The organism is Brevibacillus nitrificans (genome assembly GCF_003710965.1).
GTDB classification, from domain to species: domain Bacteria; phylum Bacillota; class Bacilli; order Brevibacillales; family Brevibacillaceae; genus Brevibacillus; species Brevibacillus centrosporus.
Map to the genome: position 1 here is coordinate 79,002 of NZ_RHHU01000012.1, position 18,380 is coordinate 97,381.

Consider the following 18,380-nt stretch of genomic DNA (forward strand, 5'->3'; position numbering starts at 1 on the left):
ACACTTGCCAACTTGTTGTGTCATTAGGATTGGGCGTGCAAGAGCACGTTATCTTCGGGATGGGCTGCGGATTCCTCTTCGCCAACGTAGGAGATGCCTACACGGGTGATGCGATGGTTTTCCAGCTCGCTGATAGTGAAGCGGTAGCCCTGGTACAAAACGGCTTTTCCGTGCCCTACTTCCTCATTCAATTGGCTGTAGAGCCAGCCGGCAATGGTATCAACTTCATCAGACACCACTTCAATCGTAATGTAGTCGTTCAGCTCTGTCAAAAGCGTTTTTCCGGAAACGGACAACTCGTTGTTCGAGCTTTCCTCAATCTCAGGTCGTTCATTGTCATCAAATTCATCTTTAATGTCGCCCACGATTTCTTCCAGAATGTCTTCCATGGTCAAAATGCCAGCTGTACCCCCGTACTCATCGATGACGATGGCGAGCTGCGAGCGCCGCTTCTGCATCAGCCGCAGTACATGGCTGATTTCCATGGACTCCGGCACGGTCAAAAGCGGGCGTAGGAAGTCTTTGAGCTCCGCTTTACCTGTAGTCAATGCGGAAAGGTAAAAGTCCGAGGTATGGACAAAGCCAATCAACCGGTCTTTATCCTCATGGGCAACGGGAAAGCGGGAGTGGCGCGAATCTCTCATGATTTCCAAATTTTCATCGAATGTATTGTCGTCGTACAGACAGATCATATCGATACGAGGAATCATGATTTCCCGGGCAAGTCGTTCCGAAAACTCAAAGACATTATCAACGAGAGCAAGCTCCGTCTGGTCAATATGGCCACTCTTGTGACTCTGTGTGACAAGCAGGCGAATTTCCTCTTCCGTATGGGCAGACTCGTTCTCGGATGCAGGCTCGATGCCCAGTCGCCGGATGAAGAGATTGGCGGCGCCGTTCAGCAGCCAAATCAACGGATAGCTGATCTTGTAAAAAAACATGAGCGGTCCTGCTGTCCACAGAGAGGTTGCTTCTGCTTTTTGAATGGCAAGCGATTTGGGTGCCAGCTCTCCCAAAACGATGTGCAAAAACGTGATGATCGCAAAGGCAATAGCCAGTGAGATCGGGCCTTCCAAATAAAGCGGCAGATGAAAAAATGCCATCATGGGTTCGACATAATGGGCGATCGCAGGCTCACCAACCCAGCCTAATCCGAGCGAAGCCAGCGTAATGCCGAGCTGGCAGGCAGAAAGATAGGCATCCAATTGCTGGGTGACCTTTTGCGCGTAGCGGGCGGATTTGTGATTGCCTTCGCTGACGAGCTGGGCCAATCGGGTTTGGCGGACTTTTACTAACGAGAATTCTGCTGCGACGAAAAAACCGTTCAAGAAAACCAAAAACAGCACGAGCAGCAGATTCAGCGTAAGCTCCCCTATCGGACTCTCCAAGCATGCCTCCTACCTCCCGCGGTGCGAAAGGAGGAGAACTCACCTCCGTCTGATTGAAAATATGGTAATTCCAATGTACGATTGAAAGCTTGCAAACATTCGTATCTTCCTTGTTACAGGATAGTATACCAATAGGTCAGCCGAACAGTCAAAACGTTCCGACTCCGTAGTGTGCATTCCAAAGCGGATGGGACATACCCGTAGATTCTGTGTCATACACATAAACGAGCTCTATAGGAAAGGAGGGGAGGAGCATGTATTGGTTGACCAAAATGATGGCTATCCTGGCAGGCAGTATTCTGGTTGCAGTAGGCGTCAATCTGTTTTTGGTTCCTCATCGGCTGATGGATGGAGGCATGATCGGAATCGGTTTGCTGGCCACCTACTATATGAAATGGCAGCCGGGCCTCGTCATGATTTTCGTCAGTATCCCGGTGTATATTCTCGTATTTTTTTACGATCGGCGCTTGTTCTTTCACAGCTTCCACGGGATGCTCATCTCCTCCTTTTTCATCGACATTTTGTCTGTGCTGCGAGAGTGGAACCATTGGTCGACAGCCAGTTCATCCATCACGGGCGGCGTTTTGATTGGAATGGGGATTGGGCTAATGCTTGCCTACGAAACGAATACGGGCGGAACGGACCTGCTCGCACAATTCCTCGCCAGGCGATTTCATATGCGCGTCGCTTTGCTGATTTTGTTTATCGATGGGTTGATTGTTGCCTGCTCCTTACAGACGATTGGTGCAGAAAGAACCGTATTTTCTCTGCTTACGATCATCGCAGTGGCTGCGACTACGCACATGTTCAGTGGACTTAGGGGCAAGCGTCCTCCGTACACCATTTTGGGACCGCTTGTTTCCAAAGCCAGCCGTGAGCGCATCGCGTTCGGTTCGAGCAGAACCATTCGTACACATGCTCCACAGCCAATCTCCTATAGCTACATGGAGAAGGGGGAAGGGAAGGGGAAATTTATGGAGAAAATAAATAGGAAATCGAAATGAAATGAGGGACGCTTCTTGTCTGCCCCTATGCCAGAAATGATTACGGAGCGTGTCGGTTTTTTTCCCGGTCACGTCAATATTGGCCTGGTCCTCGGAAACCATGGTGCGATTCTGATCGACTCAGGTCTGGATTCCCAAACAGCTAAGAAAATAAAGAAGGGACTGGACGCGATCGCCCAGCCCTTGTCTGCCGTTATTCAAACGCATGCTCATGCCGATCACTTCGGTGGCAACGCCTACCTGCTCGGATGCTGGCCAGAAGCGAAGGTATACGCACCACCGTTGGAAGAAGCGATTATCCGATACCCAATCCTCGAACCGATCTACCTGAATATGGGGGCTGAACCGCTCGCCGATCTGCGAAACAAGTTTTTGCTTGCCCCAGCTTCGCGGGTGGACCATCTCCTTCCTGTGGAGGGTGATATCGAGATTGACGGTGTGGTGTTTTCCATCCTTTCTCTGCCGGGGCACAGCTGGCAACAAGTGGGCGTTGTATGTGAGGAGATCTGCTTTGCCGCCGACAGCTATTTGGGGGAAGACATATTGGATAAGCACAAACTGCCGTTTCTTGTCGATGCACATGAGACGATTGCCAGTCTGGAAAAGCTGCATGCGTCCAGCTACAAAGGCTACATACCTGGACACGGACCTTACACCACCTCCTCTCATGGTGCGGTAACGAAAAACATCGAGCTCCATCACAAAATCTATCAGGAGATCGAAGAATTGCTGCAGGATGAGAATACGCTGGAAGAGGCATTGGCTCGTCTTTGTGAGCGTTTACACATTTCCATAGAGAACGCCTCAAGCTATGTACTGTTTCGAACGGCGTTCATGGGCTATTTAGTTGGACTGCACAAACAAGGGAGAGTTGTCTATCGGTTTGTCCAAAATAGATGGTTGTGGAGGAAGACAGAGCTGCTTGTTCAGGACGGTGCAGATGGGGAAGAGAGGTAGTCGGCGATTTCCGCAAGCTTGTGCTCAGCAGCTTCACGGACAGCTTTGGGAATGAAAAATACTTCCTCGGAAGCGGCGTTCATGTAAAATTTTGCTTCCAAATAGGGATGCCCCAGCTTGACAGTCAGTTCGCCTTTACCTGTCGTCGTGTTGGCGAAGTTCGTAGGAATTCGTAAAAAGTACGTACTGCTGCTGGCTGAGTCGTACATGACGACATCATACGTGGGTGTGGCGTCCCCAACGGAGCGTGAAAAGCCTTGCAGTCGGAGCATCTTGTCGACATAGGAGAGCGGCTGCACGACACCGGTCAGGGTTTTGTTTTTTAACCGCATGGACATCCTCCTCGATTCAACCTGTAAGAAATCGGGTTTGATTACATCCTATGTAGGTCCATTACAATTCAGACTTCTGGAAAAAGAAAAGAAGGAGTGGAATTTCCATGATTACCCATGCAGATTTGCATACCCATACCAAAGCTTCGGATGGTACATGTGATCCGGCTGAAAACGTACGACTTGCCAAGGAGGCGGGACTTGCCGCTGTCGCTATCACAGACCACGATACCGTAGCGGGAGTGCCAGCCGCACGGAAAGCAGCAGAAGAGCTCGGGATCGAAGTGATTCCCGGTATCGAAGTCAGCTCCGTAGGGCGGGGACAGGACATCCACGTCCTCGGCTACTTTGTCCCTTATGAAGATGAAGCGTTTCAGGAGCGATTGGTTAGTCTGCGGGAAACGCGCCACGAAAGAAATCAGCTGCTCATTGCGCGGCTGCAGGAGCTGGGGATCCCGATTACGCTGGAAAACGTGTACCGCCGCAAGCAGGGCACCGATAAAAATATCGGCCGACCCCACATTGCGGAGGAGCTGATCGAGCTTGGGGTGGTAGCGTCAATCGATGAGGCGTTTGCGAAGTACCTGGGGAAAGAAGGGGCAGCCTATGTAAACCCTCCGCGAATCACTCCGCAACAGGCTATCACCTTGATCAAGGATGCAGGGGGAGCAGCGGTACTGGCACATCCCGGTCTGTACGATGCAGATGATCTGGTAGTGGAGCTGATTGCCTTTGGTTTGGACGGGATTGAGGTCCATCACCCTGACAATGATCCTGATCAGCGTGCACGCTACACGACTTGGGCAAATGAGCATGGCCTTGTGATCACAGGAGGCTCAGACTTCCACGGATGGCGAGGAGAAGAGCCGTTTCATGCGATGCTTGGAACGCATACGGCACCGATGGAAGCCGTTGAAAAGCTGCGGGAGATTGCGGCGGGGAGAAAAGCTCAGAAGTAACCGTGCAAATGAAAACAGCAGAAGCCATGGACCAGATCATCAAGTCCAGGACTCCTGCTGTTTTAAACGAACGATCCCGGGTCAGCTGAGCCCCCGATCTGATTCACCAATCATCAGTGGGCAATCGTGCAATCCGTTGCAAAGGGTGGACGAGGTTTCGTCTTTTGAGTGGGGATCACGACTTGTGCAGCTTCGCAAGCCACGGGTCTGGTACCAGATCGCTGTATTCGACCGCGTCGGCACCGACGAAGGATGCGAGATCGCCCAGATTTTCCGTTATGTCGTGATACAAGTCGGCTGTTGGGAGGACGTCAGGCTCTAAATAAAGTCCCTCGATGCAAAGGATGTGGCGGCGGCGATCGACCTTGGGTGACACCCGTCCAATCAATTGGTCGCCATGCAGGATCGGCATAAGGTAGTAGCCGTATTTCCGCTGAGCCTTGGGGACGTACATCTCATTGCGGAAGGTGAACCCCCAGAGCTGTTCGGTGCGCTCCCGGTCGCTTATCAGGTTGTCAAAGGGAGACAGCAGCGTCGTACGCGCCTCCCAGCGTCCTTCTCGAATGGCTTCAAGTGCATGGAGGGAGTCGGTGTGGACGAACCATGTATGTTTGGAAGAATCACCATCGATCTCGACAGGAATCACCTTTTGTTCCCTTTGCAGCCGCTCGAGTATAGAACGAAGGGGCACTCGGGATTGAAAGCGAAAAAAATACTGCTTTACATCAGCCACCCGCGCGATGCCGAGGGCACGTACCGCATGCTCCACGGCAACAGCGTTCGCTAAGTCCATCGGCAGCGCATCGCGATCAGTCTCCTGCGGCAAATGAGCATCGGTGGTTGCCCACAGTCGTTGGCCAGATGCACGACCGGTTACCATCACATCGCCTCCCAACCATAAAAACTGCAGCATGCGCTCGACATTGCGGCCAGCAGTCCAGCCGCTCGATTTCCAGGCGACGGCGGAGAGGTCCTCAAATGCGCTCGTAGGGAGTGCGCCATCTTCCTGGAGGCGTTCAAAGATGTGCTGACGCAGCTTGTCGTTCGCGTTTATCCATTCCGCGGTGCTTTTGGGGGGATAGGCGTTCATATGTGCCCGGTACATCGGATAGTCTTCCGTAAGAACGATGGCTGCACAGTAGACCCAATATTCGAACAACGAGCGCTGGTGCCATAGCAGGTTGTTGAGCAGTGGCGTGGCACCGGAACCGAGCCTGCTCCAAAGCACGAGTTCATGGCTCGGTGCCACTACACTGACCGGATCCAGCTGCAAATAACGTAATGACTGTAAGACAGCCATCAATTTCTCCTCATTTGCAGCCTGCTGAGGAGCTGCCAGATGCTGACTTGCGATAGCCAATCGCCGAGCATCTGTTTTGCTGATCACAAGCGGCTGATCGATTCCAAATGGCATAAGATCACACCTCCGAATAAGAGAACGTCGTAGCAGCTCCAGTAGAAGCCGCGAAGAAGGGACAAGCAGTCCAGCTTCTTTTGAGGCAAATTTACATATTTTCTCATAAAGTCTTTTCCTATGAAAATATCATTTATGTGAAGAGCCGTAAAGAGGAGACGATTGCATACGAATCGTGTTAGCGGTACGTGGCCGCAGTCTACCACTTGATGGATCGATCACAGTCATCAGCTTCTAGGAGATCAAGCCTCTTTGAGTTGGGCATTGAAAGAGGACCTAGGCGAAGGAAAAGGAGATCCGTATTTTTTAATCAGCATAGAAAGCGGGAAAACAGGCGCGTATCGTGCATACCAAAAAAGGCTACACGATTATGCTTGCAGTAGCCTTTCTGACTGGTGTTACTGTTCGGTTGTCTTTCTTGTTTACGAGCTCTTATGCTTTGTGAAGCTTTTTCACCATGGCAATATGCTCGATACCGGCTTCGTCAAAAACATCCCCGTGCGGCTCGTAGCCAAGCTTTTCATAAAAGCGCTGTGCATGTGTCTGCGCATTCAGCTTGAGTGTATCGTAATTGTGCTTGAGGGCGATTTCCTCCATCGCTTGCATGATCATACGGCCGAGTCCGGTTCCACGCTCGGACTGGTTCACGGCAACGCGCTCTACCTTGCCCACACCTGGCGCATACGGGCGCAGGCGGCTCGCACCCACAGGAGTTTCCCCATCGTAGGCGACGAAGTGAACGGTGCCGCTGCTTACTTGATCGTGCTCATCGATTTCCAGGTCTTCGGGTACTTCCTGTTCCACAATAAATACAGCGCGACGGACGGAGAGGGCATCCGCCATTTCTTTTTCAGATTGGACTGTTTGGATCTGATACGTCTTGTTCATGGTGGCACGTCCTTTTTACGGCAAAAGATCCCTCCCTGCGAAAGTTACAGGGAGGGTCGTTGGTGTTTTGGGTATATGTCTTACTTTTTCAGCAGGAAGGTCTGGTAAACGCTCCAGATGCCATCCTCCAGCTGATAAATGAGGTGGAAGCGATCTACTTCAGAGGTCAGGTCGATTTTCGCCATGCTCATTTGTCCTGTCAGGTCGCGAAGCTCATCGTCTGACAAATCACGCCCGATGGTCAGGTGAGGCACGTACGCATACGTTTCCTTTTCATTGACACATTGGTTCGCAATTTTTTGATGAAGAGCGGTGAAAGGCTCCTTGTTTTGCAAGGCCAGGTAGATGACGTTGGTCGTCGGATGAAAAGACGATACCCGATGGAATTGAGCCGTAAAGCTTTCCGTTGAGGAAGCGACTTGCTCCAGATGGCTGACCAGCTCAGGCAATTTGGCCTCTTCCAGCTCGAAGCCTTCTTTCAAACGGATATATGGAGGGATCAGAGCATACGCCGAATCGTAACGCTTGCGGTAAGAGTTGGCGACCTCTTGCACCTTGCTGGATGGAAATACTACGATACTGTACATCATGAGAACCACTCCTCCTTCACTATCTAGCAAACATCTATTCTCTCGGTATTCTGCTATTTTAACAGAAAATTCTTCATTTGTGTAATGTTATGCGTGAGTCCGTATATTCCGCTGGCGGCAGGAAAGACTGTGTAGTGCAGGGAGGTGCCGTACAGCATGTACATGGCCATGATGATCACATTTATTTTTCTTGTCCTTCTTTTACTCTCTGTGCTGACCTTCACCATCCTAACGGCGATCCGCAAAGTAGAGTTTGAAGAAGCTCTGGTTGCGCCGCTGAAGGACGAAGGCCCACAAGAAGAACAGCCACGGTAAGTTTACCCAAACAAGGCATGCAGCATACGCGGTATGTTGGTTTGCCAGTGGCCCCACGTATGGTCACCCTCAAAGGTCTCAAAGACCAGGGTGGCCATTTTCGTTTGCAAAATTTCTCGCAGCTCTTCGTTGGCAGTGACGAGATCAAGCGGCCCGCGAGAGGAAGCAACCGCTGTCTCCTGGTTGCCGATTTCGAGATAAATAGTCAACGGGACTTCAAACGCCGTTTCTGCTACCCGCCGATTCAGCTCTGCATCCATCGCAATCGACTGGCAGGCAATCTGCCCAAATGTATGGGGATAAGCCAAGGCGGTAAACAGCGAGACGACACCACCCAGTGACTCCCCGATGAGCGTCCGCGCGTTGCCCAACGTATCCGTCGAGTAATGGGTATCCATATAGCTCACGACTTCATCCCCCAGAAAACGGCGATACGCCAGATGCTCGCTTCCATCCGGATGATACCGAGCCGTCCGTTTATTCTTATCGACAGGTAAAAAGACTGCAAGCACGTCTGGCAGCAGCTTTTCCCGAATCATGCTATCCAAGAGCGTAGCCATCCTGCCCAAGGCCAAGTAATCATCCCCATCCTGTACGTAGAGCACGGGATAGGAATAGAGTGGAGAGTAGCGTTCCGGGGTATAGACGATCAGCTTTTCCGGCGTTCCCAGATGCCGGCTTTCCAAGATGATTTCCTCAAGAGCCACAAGCCTGTCCCTCCTTCATGGGATGTTCTGGTGATTATTATACAGGAGAGGGGGGAAGTGGACGAGAGGGTGTCGCATTTTGTAGAGCAGAGCTTAGGGAAGATCGCTTTCTTTTAAATAGCCATCCCAATCCCGCTCAAGCTTCCATACCCCATCCACCTGACTCATCGTGATCTGTCCCTTTTTCACCACTGACTGATCGGGAAGACCATTTCCGTAAAGAAACTGTAATCCCAGGGTGTAGTGACCGATGTAGGAGCCGTTCGTTTCATCTTGATAAAACTCGTCCATGCGTACATCTTTCACTCTGATCTCGCATTTTTCCCGGATAACAGCTTCAATCGTCATACCTGCGACCCGATTCTTGAAAAATTTTTCGTATTCCTTTTGATGCAAGAAGGGCTTTACTTTTTCTGAAATGGCTTGAAACGCAAGAAAGTAGGCGTCCCCTTTTTCGGTGGATGACGCAAGCTGTTCGTAGTGCCCGCCCGCCAGCTGGGAGTAGGAAAACTCATACTGGGCTTTTTTCAAGGAAAGGAGCAACCTTGCCGCTTCCGCTTCCAATGAGGGCTGCGCCTGGCAGCCGGTCAAAATACTGGCGATGAGCAAGACAAGCAGGGGGAAGCTCCCTATTTTCAGCTTCACGCAATGACCACCTCCTTGGAAAAGGATACTATTAATTGGGAATATAAGTAAACTTTTATATCGAGTAAAAGTTGCGGTGGACTTTCCATTCTGGGTGAAACATTGTCGCAATTTTGTCACCATATGATACTATGGTAGAAAACGACTTCACTCGATATGCGGAAGGGGTTGTCTCTTATGAAGAAGCAAGTACACAGCATCGAAGTCAGAAACGCCGCCCTCGCACGCCTAACAGAACGAGGCGTAACCGTGGAGGACATCGCAGAGATCGTGTATCTCATGCAGTCGCCTTACCACCCAGACCTGACGATGGAACCATGCATCGAGAGTGTGAAAGCAGTACTGGAAAAAAGGGAAATGCAGCACGCCATTTTGGTGGGCGTTGAATTGGATATCTTAGCAGAAAAAGGCTTGCTTTCCGAACCGCTGCAGTCAATCATTGCATCGGACGAAGGCTTGTTTGGATGCGACGAGACACTGGCGCTAGGCTCCGTTTTCGGATACGGAAGCATTGCCGTGACGACTTTTGGACATCTGGATAAACACAAGGTCGGAGTCATCAAGCGCCTGGATACAAAATCAGCAGAGGGGCGGGTCCATACGTTCCTGGATGATTTGGTGGCAAGTGTGGCAGCCAACGCATCCAGCCGCATGGCGCACCGCATGCGGGATGAGCAAGAGGCAGCAGCTGCGCGGGAAGAAGCATTGGCGCAGCAAAGTGCGGAGCTGAAGCTCGAGGCGAAGGGTGAGGAAGGGAACGAGCAGGCAGGGTGAGGATGGCTTATTAGGGAAGCAAGGACTTCACGAGAGCGCGAAGCCGAATGGTCAATACAAGATTCGGATTCGGAAAGTAAAGGACTGTACTGCTTGCTTTGTAACAGTTTGTAAAAGCTGATTAAGAGAAGTGAGCCATTCTCTGTTCGGGTTACGTGGATCAGGGGGAAAAAGGTGGAGCGGTGACTGCCGTCATGGTTGTGTTTTTTCGCCTATATTCAGTGACCATACAAGCTGAGGAGCAGAGAGTGGCTTTTGTATGTAAGGGAAGGTATTCCTTTTCATGGAACGATGTGGAGGATTGAGAAGGAAATGCCCACCAAACAACCGTTTTTTGGTGACCTTTTGGTGGGAGTGAAAAAATTTACTAGAAATTATGTTTTTCCTCTTGAAATTCATTTAGGCATGCTGTATAGTAATAAATGTGATCGACGTCCGGTGCGATTGGGGCCCTTAGCTCAGTTGGTCAGAGCGGTCGGCTCATAACCGATTGGTCGTAGGTTCGAGTCCTACAGGGCCCACCATTAAACGAGTACATAGATGTTTAAGATCACATACATATCCCATGATCCGGTAGCTCAGTTGGGAGAGCACCATCTTGACAGGGTGGGGGTCGCTGGTTCGAACCCAGTCCGGATCACCATAATTCATTAATAAAACCACTTGAGAAATCAAGTGGTTTTTTGATTTCTATCCTCCTAAGTCCGGAAACCCCATTGGCTTCTATCATGATGAAGTTCAGAAGAAACAAGGAGTGGTATCCAAGGATCGGAGCGATCGGCGTCATGCCTGGAGGAATTGGAGGGATCAAAGGAAGGAATCAGCGAAGTAATGGTAGAGAAGGAGTTGTTGGCAGTAGGGGAAGCACATCTCGCATTCTGAACCACCCAAAATGGATTTGTGTCAGCTTCCTCTCTTCTCTTTTTACGTTGTGAAGAGGAATTAGCCTCATCTATCGAGAATGAATGGTAGGATATTTTTGCCTTTTTGGAGTGAAAAACGTGGACAAAACACAACGATTGTTCTATATCCTTACGACTATACAGCAGAGGCCAGGCATCACCGCGCCGAAACTCGCCGAATTGACAGGGACCTCGGTGCGTAGCATTTACCGAGATATCAAAGACCTGGATAAGTGCGGGATTCAAGTCATGCTGGAGGGCAGCAAGGGATATTTTATCGTAGACAACTATATACAACCCCCGGGTAAGCTCGGAGTCGACGAATATCTGGCCATCTCTCTGTACCCGATCCTGGCAAGCCAATCGAGGCTAAAGGGGCAGCTCTTCCAAAAGTCTTTTCAGTCCGCGATGGAGAAGATCCTTACACGATTCAAAGTAAACGATAACCTGTTGCTATTAGGGAAACGGATCCGGATACATACGGAGCAGATGAATCCGGAGCAGGACTTGCTCATGCAGCGAATGATCCAGGCGATCGTGGACGACGTGACGATCGAGTGCGAGTACTATTCGATGTATCGGGAAGATTGGACGAAAAGAATGATTGATCCCTATTATCTGGTCCCGCGCGGAGGGTATTTGTACCTGATCGGTTTTTGCCACTTGCGTGAAGAGGTCCTCACGTTTCGCTTGAGCCGTTTTCAACGCATCGAGCTGACCGGCAAGAAGTTTTTTATCGAGGACGATTTTGATATCGACACTTTTTTGGACAAACTGTGGGGCATCAAGGCGGACCGCAACGAAACAACTTTCAAAGTAAGGTTCACCAAGGAAGTCGCCCGCTATATCAAAGAGCATAAATACGATTCGGAACCCCAGTTTGTGGATCAAGAGGACGGATCGCTCATCGTGACGGTTACCACTCGCGGGGCGGAAGAATTCATGCGATGGATGAAACAGTACGGGAAGGACGCGGAGCTGCTGGAGCCGGTAGAGTATCGGCAAAGGCTGTACGGTGAATACCGGGAAATGGCCGAGAGATACTGTCAGGGAATCCAGGTTCCCTGACAGTATTCGTTTTTTCGGAGCTGTTTACGATTTGGATATGCGGAAATTGATGGAGAAACATACGTTCCCTGTCAGGATGTGTCACTTTCACAAGTATGTTGGAAGCAGAAGAATCTCTTCCGATGAAAGTAAATAGAAGGAGGAACGTATGATGTCCAAGCCATATCTGTTCGTTGATTTTGAGTTTACTATGCCCGAAGATCATCAAAAAAGAAAGGGCTTCGTACCGGAAATCATAGAAGCGGGTGTGGCAGTCGTGCGGAACGGGGAAGTGCATGATACGTTTTCATCCTTTGTGAAACCTGAGATCAATTCTTTATTGAGCAACAGATGCATGCAGTTTTTGGACATCACCCAAGAAGCAGTTGACCAAGGGATATCCTTTCGAGAGCTTATTGCCGCATTCATGAAATACGAAAGCCAATGCATGAGTACTGTTGTTACCTGGGGGAATATGGACATGTATGTCCTACGGAAACAATGTCTGCAGGCTGGCATACCTTACCCATTTCCCAACAAAGAAATCGATTTATCCATGGAGCACAAACGGTTCTACGGCACGAAAAATCAAACCGGGCTGATGAAGGCGCTGGTGGAATTCGGTCATTCGGCAAAAGGGAAGCATCACCGGGCTCTGGATGATGCGATGACGACGTTTGAGATTTTCAAATTGATGGAAAAAGATAAGAAGTATCTGAAGAGAGCAGAACCGTCTACGATTGGGGAGTTAGTGGATTTCAGCAGGCTGCTTGCCCATATGGCTTGAGAAAACAATTCCTTTTTCTTGCAACGAAGTAATGATCAAAAAACTATTGCCGGGTCCTGTTTGGGGCCCGGTTTTTACTAAGAAGTTTCACAGCGTTGAAATTGTGGAAAAAGAATGGAAGATGAGCTAAAGTGAATTTATAGGAAAATTATCACATTTAATTTTGTACTAAAATAACCCAAAAGTCCTGCTAGGGTGGTTCCATGAGACAACTAATCATTCAGGAAGAACAAAGGCACGTTGACCAAACGATTCAGGAAATAGAAGAAGTCATTGAACAGCTTGCAAATAGCAAGCGAATGCCAATGGATCTGGGACAGGAATACGTCGAATCTCGAAACAAAGGAAGAATCTCCGAATACAAAGAGGCCCTATCCGAGCCCTACATCGGAAAACTGGAGCTGATCGAAGGAGAGCAGGTCGTTACCTATCGGATTGGAAAGATCCCCGTAGCAAAAGACGAGGTTTCGGACATCATTTATGATTGGCGGACCCCCTACGGGAACGCATACTACGGCTTCTCCGGCGGCGAAGGTAACATCGCCATCGCTACGCCTGGCGGAAAACAGGAACTGGCCATCAATCGCAAGCGCTCCGTCCATATCCGAAATCAACAGGTGATCGATGTGCGGGATACTCTGAGCAACCAGTACCGTAAGCCTGCGCTGCAGCCTGGCGAGACCGCTGACGAGATCGCACCCGACCTGACCGATGACCGATTGGCACAGATCTGGTTTGAAAAGAATACAGACCACCAAATTAAAGAAATCATTGCGACGATCCAGAAAGAGCAGAACGAGATCATCCGGATGGGAATCGCAAGGCCAGTGTTGGTGCAAGGGGTAGCAGGAAGCGGCAAGACCAGCATCGCTCTACACCGCATTTCCTACCTTCTGTATGCCTATGACAAGCAGCTGTCGGCAGATAAAATCATGGTGCTTGCCCCCAATCAAATGTTTCTTTCCTACATGAAACAGGTTGTTAAGGACCTGGATATCGCAGGCATTCAGCAAAGCACGGTCATCGATTTCGCCAGATCCCTCCTGAAGTTCGCAAAAGAGGTCAAGACGCCGCAGCAATGGCTGACCGAATTTATTGACAATCCGGGGCGAATGGAAGAAATAGCCCCGATCCTGGCTGAAAAAACATCGCCTTCCTTCAAGGAACGTGTGGAGTCTTACCTTGCCGTACGGGAAGAGGAGTTCTTGCCAGCCGACGTTCCGCAGCTTGTATACATCGTGCCCCCCGAGACGGAAACGGCTGAAAAATGGAAAGAAATCTATGAGGGCTACCAGCATTTGCCTTTGAACAAGCGCCGTACAGAGACCATCAAATCGATCCGGAACTGGGCAGAAATGGAACTGAAAAAACAGGAAAAGCATCTGGAAAACCGCTATCTGGCGACGGTAAAGGAATGGACGTCCGGTTTGCCAGAGGAACTCGTGGAACGAAAAGAGTGGGAAGGTAAGCTCCGGGAAGTGGCAGGGATTAGAGTGCGGCTGATGAAGGAAAACTGGCAGCAGGGCATGACGGCGTACTTCGATTCCTGGAAGCCGCTGAACACACTTGAATGCTACATAGACGTCTGCCAGGAGCAGGGATGGCACAGCGATGACCTCAAGCAGAAGAAGATAGGCTACGAGGATCTTGGTGCCTTGTTGCATATGGAAAGAAAAATCGAAGGGACAGACGTCTTGCTAGATTACCTCGTGATAGACGAAATGCAAGATTTAAACCCGTTTTTGACAGACTCGCTCAAGCCGCTAGCCAAATCGCTGACGATGCTGGGGGATATCTCACAATGCATTTATCCTTGGACAGGGTTTCGGGACTGGTCTGATCTGGGGAGCATCTTCGGTACAGAGCTTCACTATATGGAGACTGTTGTCAGCTATCGTTCGACCTTCGAAATCATGGAGCTGGCCAACCATATCCTGCAAGCTTCGGCAGGATCTTTGCCCGTTATTCAGCCAATCAACAGGCATGGCGATCGCCCACAATTGATTGAGGTAAGCGATGGAGCCGATCTTGTCCAAAAACTAAGACACTCCATCCGTTTGATGGTCGAGAAGGGCCATCCCAAAATTGCCGTCATTTGCAAAGAGGGGGCCTTATCGAGAGCGCTGTATCATAAAATGCTGGAGCTGGGTGTAGAATCGATCCAGCTGGTGGAGGACAGCCAGGCGCAGCTGCGGGAGAGGGTCGTATTCATTCCCGTGTCCTTGGTGAAAGGACTGGAGTTTGATGCCGTGATCATCCCGAATGCCAATAATCGGTCATTCGCAGACGAGCTGGATGCCAGGCTGCTGTTTGTCAGCGTGACGAGAGCACAGCAAGAAGTGCATCTGCTATATTTCGGTACGCCCAGCCCCTTTCTTACGGAATATCCGTTTCAACCAGAACAAGTATTGAGGACGGTGTAACAAATGGAACAGCAAAAGACGATAATAGACGGAAAAACGTTGGGGAAAGACATGCAAAAAGAACTGAAGCAAATGTTTAAACCGCTGTTTTCCCTAGCGGAATCCAAAGCAACAGATGCGGATTTTCTAGTAACTGCCGCCAAGCAGTTAAAGCTTCTGCCTGATGAAGGAATGATGGGACAGTTCAAGGCCAAGTACATCCCCCTCGTTCAACAAGTGCTCGACGAACAGGTGAAGGAGTACAAAAAGCATGAGACGGCATATTTGCGCTCCGCCAAAGAGAAGGGGACGATTATCCGCGAAGTGAGTAATGGATGGAGAGTCGGTCCATTGCTTTTGGAAACCAAGCCGAGCGAAGGAAAGATTCGCTTTTGCTATAACCGGGAGCCGTTGACCCCGTTTGTCACGGTTGCTGCTTCTAAAGAGATCGAAGAGTTGGAAAGCCAGGCCCTTCTTATGCTGGAGAATGCTTCGATCGATCAGGAAAGGCTGACTTTCTGGATGTGGATCGCTTACAAAAAAGCAGTAGTCGGCATTTATGAGCAAATGGAGGGGCAATCCGTATTGATCCGGGAATTCGCGGAAGAATTCCTAGTTCTGTGCGCGAAGGACAAGGAGTTCATCAAGTCGGTCGGATTTGGCGTCAATGACAAATTGCCTATGTGGCTGTTCCTGTACAACCTGGACCGTTACCGGCTAATGGGAGGTATGGTTCCAGCGCAGCAGCGTATCGGGCTGCAAACCGGAAGCCAGCAGGAAGTAAGCAAAGGCTTGGGAGTAACGGTAAACGGATTACATTCAGAAGAAGAGTATAAAACGATGTGCTACGCCATTCCCTATAAATAAAGAGCGAAGGAGATGACGGACGTGACAACAGGATATCGGGATGATGTCATCGATGCTTTAGAGACCTTGGCTCAATATGGAATACCGAATCCAGGGAGCGCTCATCTTTTCGATGTGGGAACAAGACCCTATCTCGATTATTTCGAACAGGAAGTAATGGATGGTTTTGTTTCTCATGGAGGAGCCACCTGCAAATTTTTTGAAGGGGCATACGGTTCGGGGAAAACTCATTTGCTTCAATTGCTCCGACAACGGGCTTTGGAAAAAGGAATGATTGTTGCGAGTGCCGATTTGTCACAGGCTCTGCGGCTCGAGGATTGGAAACAGATTACGGCATACATTTTGGAAAACATGGAGGCGCGGGTCAACAATCAAATGGTGAGATCCCTGCCTGCGATCATTTCTGCTCTTCAGGCGGGCCGCACCATTCATGCAGATAACCTCAAGAAAGTGCACCTTGTCCACCCTGGCTTTCACAATGCGTTATGGTGGGCAGCCCAAAAGGAGCATCTGAATGCTGCCGCCTGGAACACGCTGCGTGATTTTCTCACAGGGAACCGGGTAAGCGTGGCAGACATGAGGAGGCACAACCTGCTGGGAGTAAAGGGACCGCTGAATGGCAGAAATGCAGAGCTGGTGCTCAAGACAGTTCTCGGAGGCTTGTATCATTTGGGAGTCCCGGGAGTCCTGCTCTTGTTTGACGAGAATGAAAGGACCTTGCAATCCACAAGGTCAATTCCGCCGCGAAGTCAGCGTATTGCAGCCAATCTGATGCGCCGGTTGATCGATGGATGTACGACAGGGCTTTTAGTGGGAACGGTTTCCGTATTTGCTGTCCTCCCAGGTTTTCTGGAAATGTGTTCGCGAAACTACCCGGCATTGGGGCAGCGCCTTCAGATGGTCAGCGGCGGTCTCCCCAAGCAAGCTTGGCGCGTTCCCACTCTGCCGTTGGAAAAGGTGAACATCATGCAGCACCCGGAAGATTTCTTGAAGGCGAGCACGGAGATGTTTATTGGCCATGTAGAAAGACTGCAGGGAAACATAGACGGCTTGCGGGAACAGATGACCGGCATCGGGCAACGGGTCCTGGAGAATAATGTTGGGTCCGGATACAAGCGCGAGTTGATGAAATCGTTGTCACATGCCTGTTTGAGCCGCTTGTAGGCAGAGGGGAGAACTACCATGAAGGACAAAATACTGACGATGTTGGAAAGCATGGCTTCGCATGGCACTGCACCGGAAGAAGGATGCAGCTTGTTTGGCGTGGGCTATGACGATGCTTTTTCTCGCCTGCAAAAGGTCTACCTGAAAAGAAGGTTCGATCGGGGAGCGTCCGCAGAAAAATTTGTGGTCGGGCCTTTTGGTTCCGGGAAGTCTCACTTTCTCCACCACCTGATGGAAATAGCCCGTGGAGAAAATTGCGTCACTGCCAAAGTGCTATTGAATAAAGATGTCGACTTTACACAGAATCTGGTGGTATTCAAGGAAGTCGCCAAAGAAATCCGCCTGCCGCACTCAAACCAGCATGGCATAGGCAGCATGATCCAGGGGATAGTCGAGAATATCAAGAGCCAATCCGACAACCCGTACACAGGAGACTTGTTGTTGAAAGGTTGGATCAGCGGGCTTGAGCAAGTCGACTTTCGCCTGACTGCCTATGGAAAAATGCTGCGCGAAGCCTGCAGTGCCTATCTGGACGACAACAGGGACCGCTTTGACAGGTTGTGTCAATGGTTGGGCGGAGAAATGGATAACCGGGAGCTTTGTAAGGAATTACAGTTGTCACCGGTGACAGCAGCCGAGAAAAATCTTCAGGCGAAACGGGCGATGTTTTCTCTGTTTCAATTCGTCAAGCATGCCGGTTACCAAGGAACGGTCGTCTGCTTTGATGAGGCGGAGCAAGGCTTTGCCGTCGATAAGAAAAAGATGGAACGCATTCACTCCATGCTGATGGCGAATATCAACTCGATCGTGGAGCTGAATCAAGGCTCCGTGTTGTTGGTGTACGCCTTGACTCCCGATGTCGTCTCCAAAATGGACGCATTCGCTGCGCTTCAGCAGAGGATTGCAGACCCGGCTCCGAATGAGGGATTTTTTGATGGAAACACTTTCGCGCCTTTGATTGATTTGACCAAACGTTCCGACATGCTCGAGGATTTGCGGGAGATCGGGGAAAAACTGGTCCAACTGATGTATGAACATTTTGAAGAAGAAATGCCGGTAAAGCGGCAAACTGCTCTGGAACGCGTCCGCGACAGGGCATTGCGGATCGTGGAACAAGACTTGTCCAGCAGCACCAGGCGTACCATGGTGAAAGAAGTGTGCACCATGCTCTTGCGCATGTACGACGACGCGGATGAAGTAGCAGCGGCTCAAGACTCCGAGGAAGATGAGGTGTGAAG

At 50.2% G+C, this 18,380-nt stretch carries 18 protein-coding genes and 2 tRNA genes; 13 read left to right on the forward strand and 7 right to left on the reverse strand.

What is annotated here, in order from left to right:
- Positions 1-23: 23 nt before the first annotated feature.
- Positions 24-1,388, reverse strand: a complete 1,365-nt coding sequence (locus EDM59_RS20295) for a hemolysin family protein (RefSeq protein WP_092267591.1) — start codon at positions 1,386-1,388, stop codon at positions 24-26.
- A 254-nt stretch (positions 1,389-1,642) separates the two neighbouring features.
- Here EDM59_RS20295 and EDM59_RS20300 point away from each other — a divergent pair, with 254 nt between their 5' ends.
- Together EDM59_RS20300 and EDM59_RS20305 are read left to right on the forward strand one after the other, a co-directional pair.
- Positions 1,643-2,392, forward strand: a complete 750-nt coding sequence (locus EDM59_RS20300; protein ID WP_122925287.1) for a YitT family protein — start codon at positions 1,643-1,645, stop codon at positions 2,390-2,392.
- A 36-nt stretch (positions 2,393-2,428) separates the two neighbouring features.
- Positions 2,429-3,349 carry an MBL fold metallo-hydrolase gene (locus EDM59_RS20305; protein ID WP_183192986.1) on the forward strand — a complete coding sequence of 307 codons (921 nt, stop codon included), beginning with the start codon at positions 2,429-2,431 and terminating at the stop codon, positions 3,347-3,349.
- Here EDM59_RS20305 and EDM59_RS20310 read toward each other — a convergent pair.
- Positions 3,319-3,681 carry a hypothetical protein gene (locus EDM59_RS20310; protein WP_122925288.1) on the reverse strand — a complete coding sequence of 121 codons (363 nt, stop codon included), beginning with the start codon at positions 3,679-3,681 and terminating at the stop codon, positions 3,319-3,321. The genes EDM59_RS20305 and EDM59_RS20310 overlap by 31 nt on opposite strands.
- Before the next feature lie 107 nt (positions 3,682-3,788).
- On the opposite strand from EDM59_RS20310, the gene EDM59_RS20315 reads away from it, so the two are divergent.
- A complete protein-coding gene (locus EDM59_RS20315; protein WP_122925289.1) occupies positions 3,789-4,640 on the forward strand; it encodes a PHP domain-containing protein in 852 nt (283 codons plus the stop codon).
- Positions 4,641-4,815: 175 nt separating this feature from the next.
- On the opposite strand, the gene EDM59_RS20320 is transcribed toward EDM59_RS20315, so the two are convergent.
- The 3 genes from EDM59_RS20320 to EDM59_RS20330 all read right to left on the reverse strand — a co-directional run bounded on the left by EDM59_RS20320 (position 4,816) and on the right by EDM59_RS20330 (position 7,532).
- Positions 4,816-6,054: a winged helix-turn-helix domain-containing protein gene (locus EDM59_RS20320; RefSeq protein ID WP_122925290.1), complete on the reverse strand. Its 1,239-nt coding sequence runs from the start codon at positions 6,052-6,054 to the stop codon at positions 4,816-4,818.
- 432 nt (positions 6,055-6,486) lie between these two features.
- Positions 6,487-6,942 (reverse strand): GNAT family N-acetyltransferase, encoded by a 456-nt coding sequence (locus EDM59_RS20325; protein WP_122925291.1) that lies wholly within the window; start codon positions 6,940-6,942, stop codon positions 6,487-6,489.
- An 80-nt stretch (positions 6,943-7,022) separates the two neighbouring features.
- Entirely contained in the window at positions 7,023-7,532 is a 510-nt protein-coding gene (locus EDM59_RS20330; RefSeq protein WP_122925292.1) for a YjcG family protein, read from the reverse strand.
- A gap of 156 nt (positions 7,533-7,688) precedes the next feature.
- Here EDM59_RS20330 and EDM59_RS31160 point away from each other — a divergent pair, with 156 nt between their 5' ends.
- Positions 7,689-7,847, forward strand: a complete 159-nt coding sequence (locus EDM59_RS31160) for a hypothetical protein (protein ID WP_170184505.1) — start codon at positions 7,689-7,691, stop codon at positions 7,845-7,847.
- A gap of 2 nt (positions 7,848-7,849) precedes the next feature.
- Here the strand turns inward: EDM59_RS31160 and EDM59_RS20335 are convergent, their stop codons facing one another.
- Entirely contained in the window at positions 7,850-8,554 is a 705-nt protein-coding gene (locus tag EDM59_RS20335) for an alpha/beta hydrolase (RefSeq protein WP_122925293.1), read from the reverse strand.
- 93 nt (positions 8,555-8,647) lie between these two features.
- Positions 8,648-9,199, reverse strand: a complete 552-nt coding sequence (locus EDM59_RS20340; RefSeq protein ID WP_122925294.1) for a hypothetical protein — start codon at positions 9,197-9,199, stop codon at positions 8,648-8,650.
- Positions 9,200-9,376: 177 nt separating this feature from the next.
- On the opposite strand from EDM59_RS20340, the gene EDM59_RS20345 reads away from it, so the two are divergent.
- The 9 genes from EDM59_RS20345 to EDM59_RS20385 all read left to right on the forward strand — a co-directional run bounded on the left by EDM59_RS20345 (position 9,377) and on the right by EDM59_RS20385 (position 18,378).
- Positions 9,377-9,973, forward strand: a complete 597-nt coding sequence (locus tag EDM59_RS20345) for a phosphatidylglycerophosphatase A family protein (RefSeq protein ID WP_122925295.1) — start codon at positions 9,377-9,379, stop codon at positions 9,971-9,973.
- 447 nt (positions 9,974-10,420) lie between these two features.
- A tRNA-Ile gene (locus EDM59_RS20350) sits at positions 10,421-10,497 on the forward strand.
- A 43-nt stretch (positions 10,498-10,540) separates the two neighbouring features.
- A tRNA-Val gene (locus EDM59_RS20355) sits at positions 10,541-10,616 on the forward strand.
- Between the two features lie 358 nt (positions 10,617-10,974).
- Positions 10,975-11,943, forward strand: coding sequence for a helix-turn-helix transcriptional regulator (locus EDM59_RS20360; protein ID WP_122925410.1), 969 nt, complete (start codon positions 10,975-10,977; stop codon positions 11,941-11,943).
- 148 nt (positions 11,944-12,091) lie between these two features.
- Positions 12,092-12,709: a 3'-5' exonuclease KapD gene (gene kapD, locus EDM59_RS20365; protein WP_122925296.1), complete on the forward strand. Its 618-nt coding sequence runs from the start codon at positions 12,092-12,094 to the stop codon at positions 12,707-12,709.
- Positions 12,710-12,912: 203 nt separating this feature from the next.
- A complete protein-coding gene (locus tag EDM59_RS20370; RefSeq protein ID WP_122925297.1) occupies positions 12,913-15,132 on the forward strand; it encodes a HelD family protein in 2,220 nt (739 codons plus the stop codon).
- A 3-nt stretch (positions 15,133-15,135) separates the two neighbouring features.
- Positions 15,136-15,978, forward strand: coding sequence for a hypothetical protein (locus EDM59_RS20375; RefSeq protein WP_122925298.1), 843 nt, complete (start codon positions 15,136-15,138; stop codon positions 15,976-15,978).
- Between the two features lie 21 nt (positions 15,979-15,999).
- On the forward strand, positions 16,000-17,142 hold the full coding sequence (locus EDM59_RS20380) for a BREX system ATP-binding domain-containing protein (protein WP_183192975.1): 1,143 nt from the start codon (positions 16,000-16,002) through the stop codon (positions 17,140-17,142).
- 18 nt (positions 17,143-17,160) lie between these two features.
- Complete coding sequence (locus EDM59_RS20385) at positions 17,161-18,378, forward strand: BREX system ATP-binding domain-containing protein (RefSeq protein ID WP_122925300.1); 1,218 nt, start codon at positions 17,161-17,163, stop codon at positions 18,376-18,378.
- The last annotated feature ends 2 nt before the right edge of the window (positions 18,379-18,380 follow it).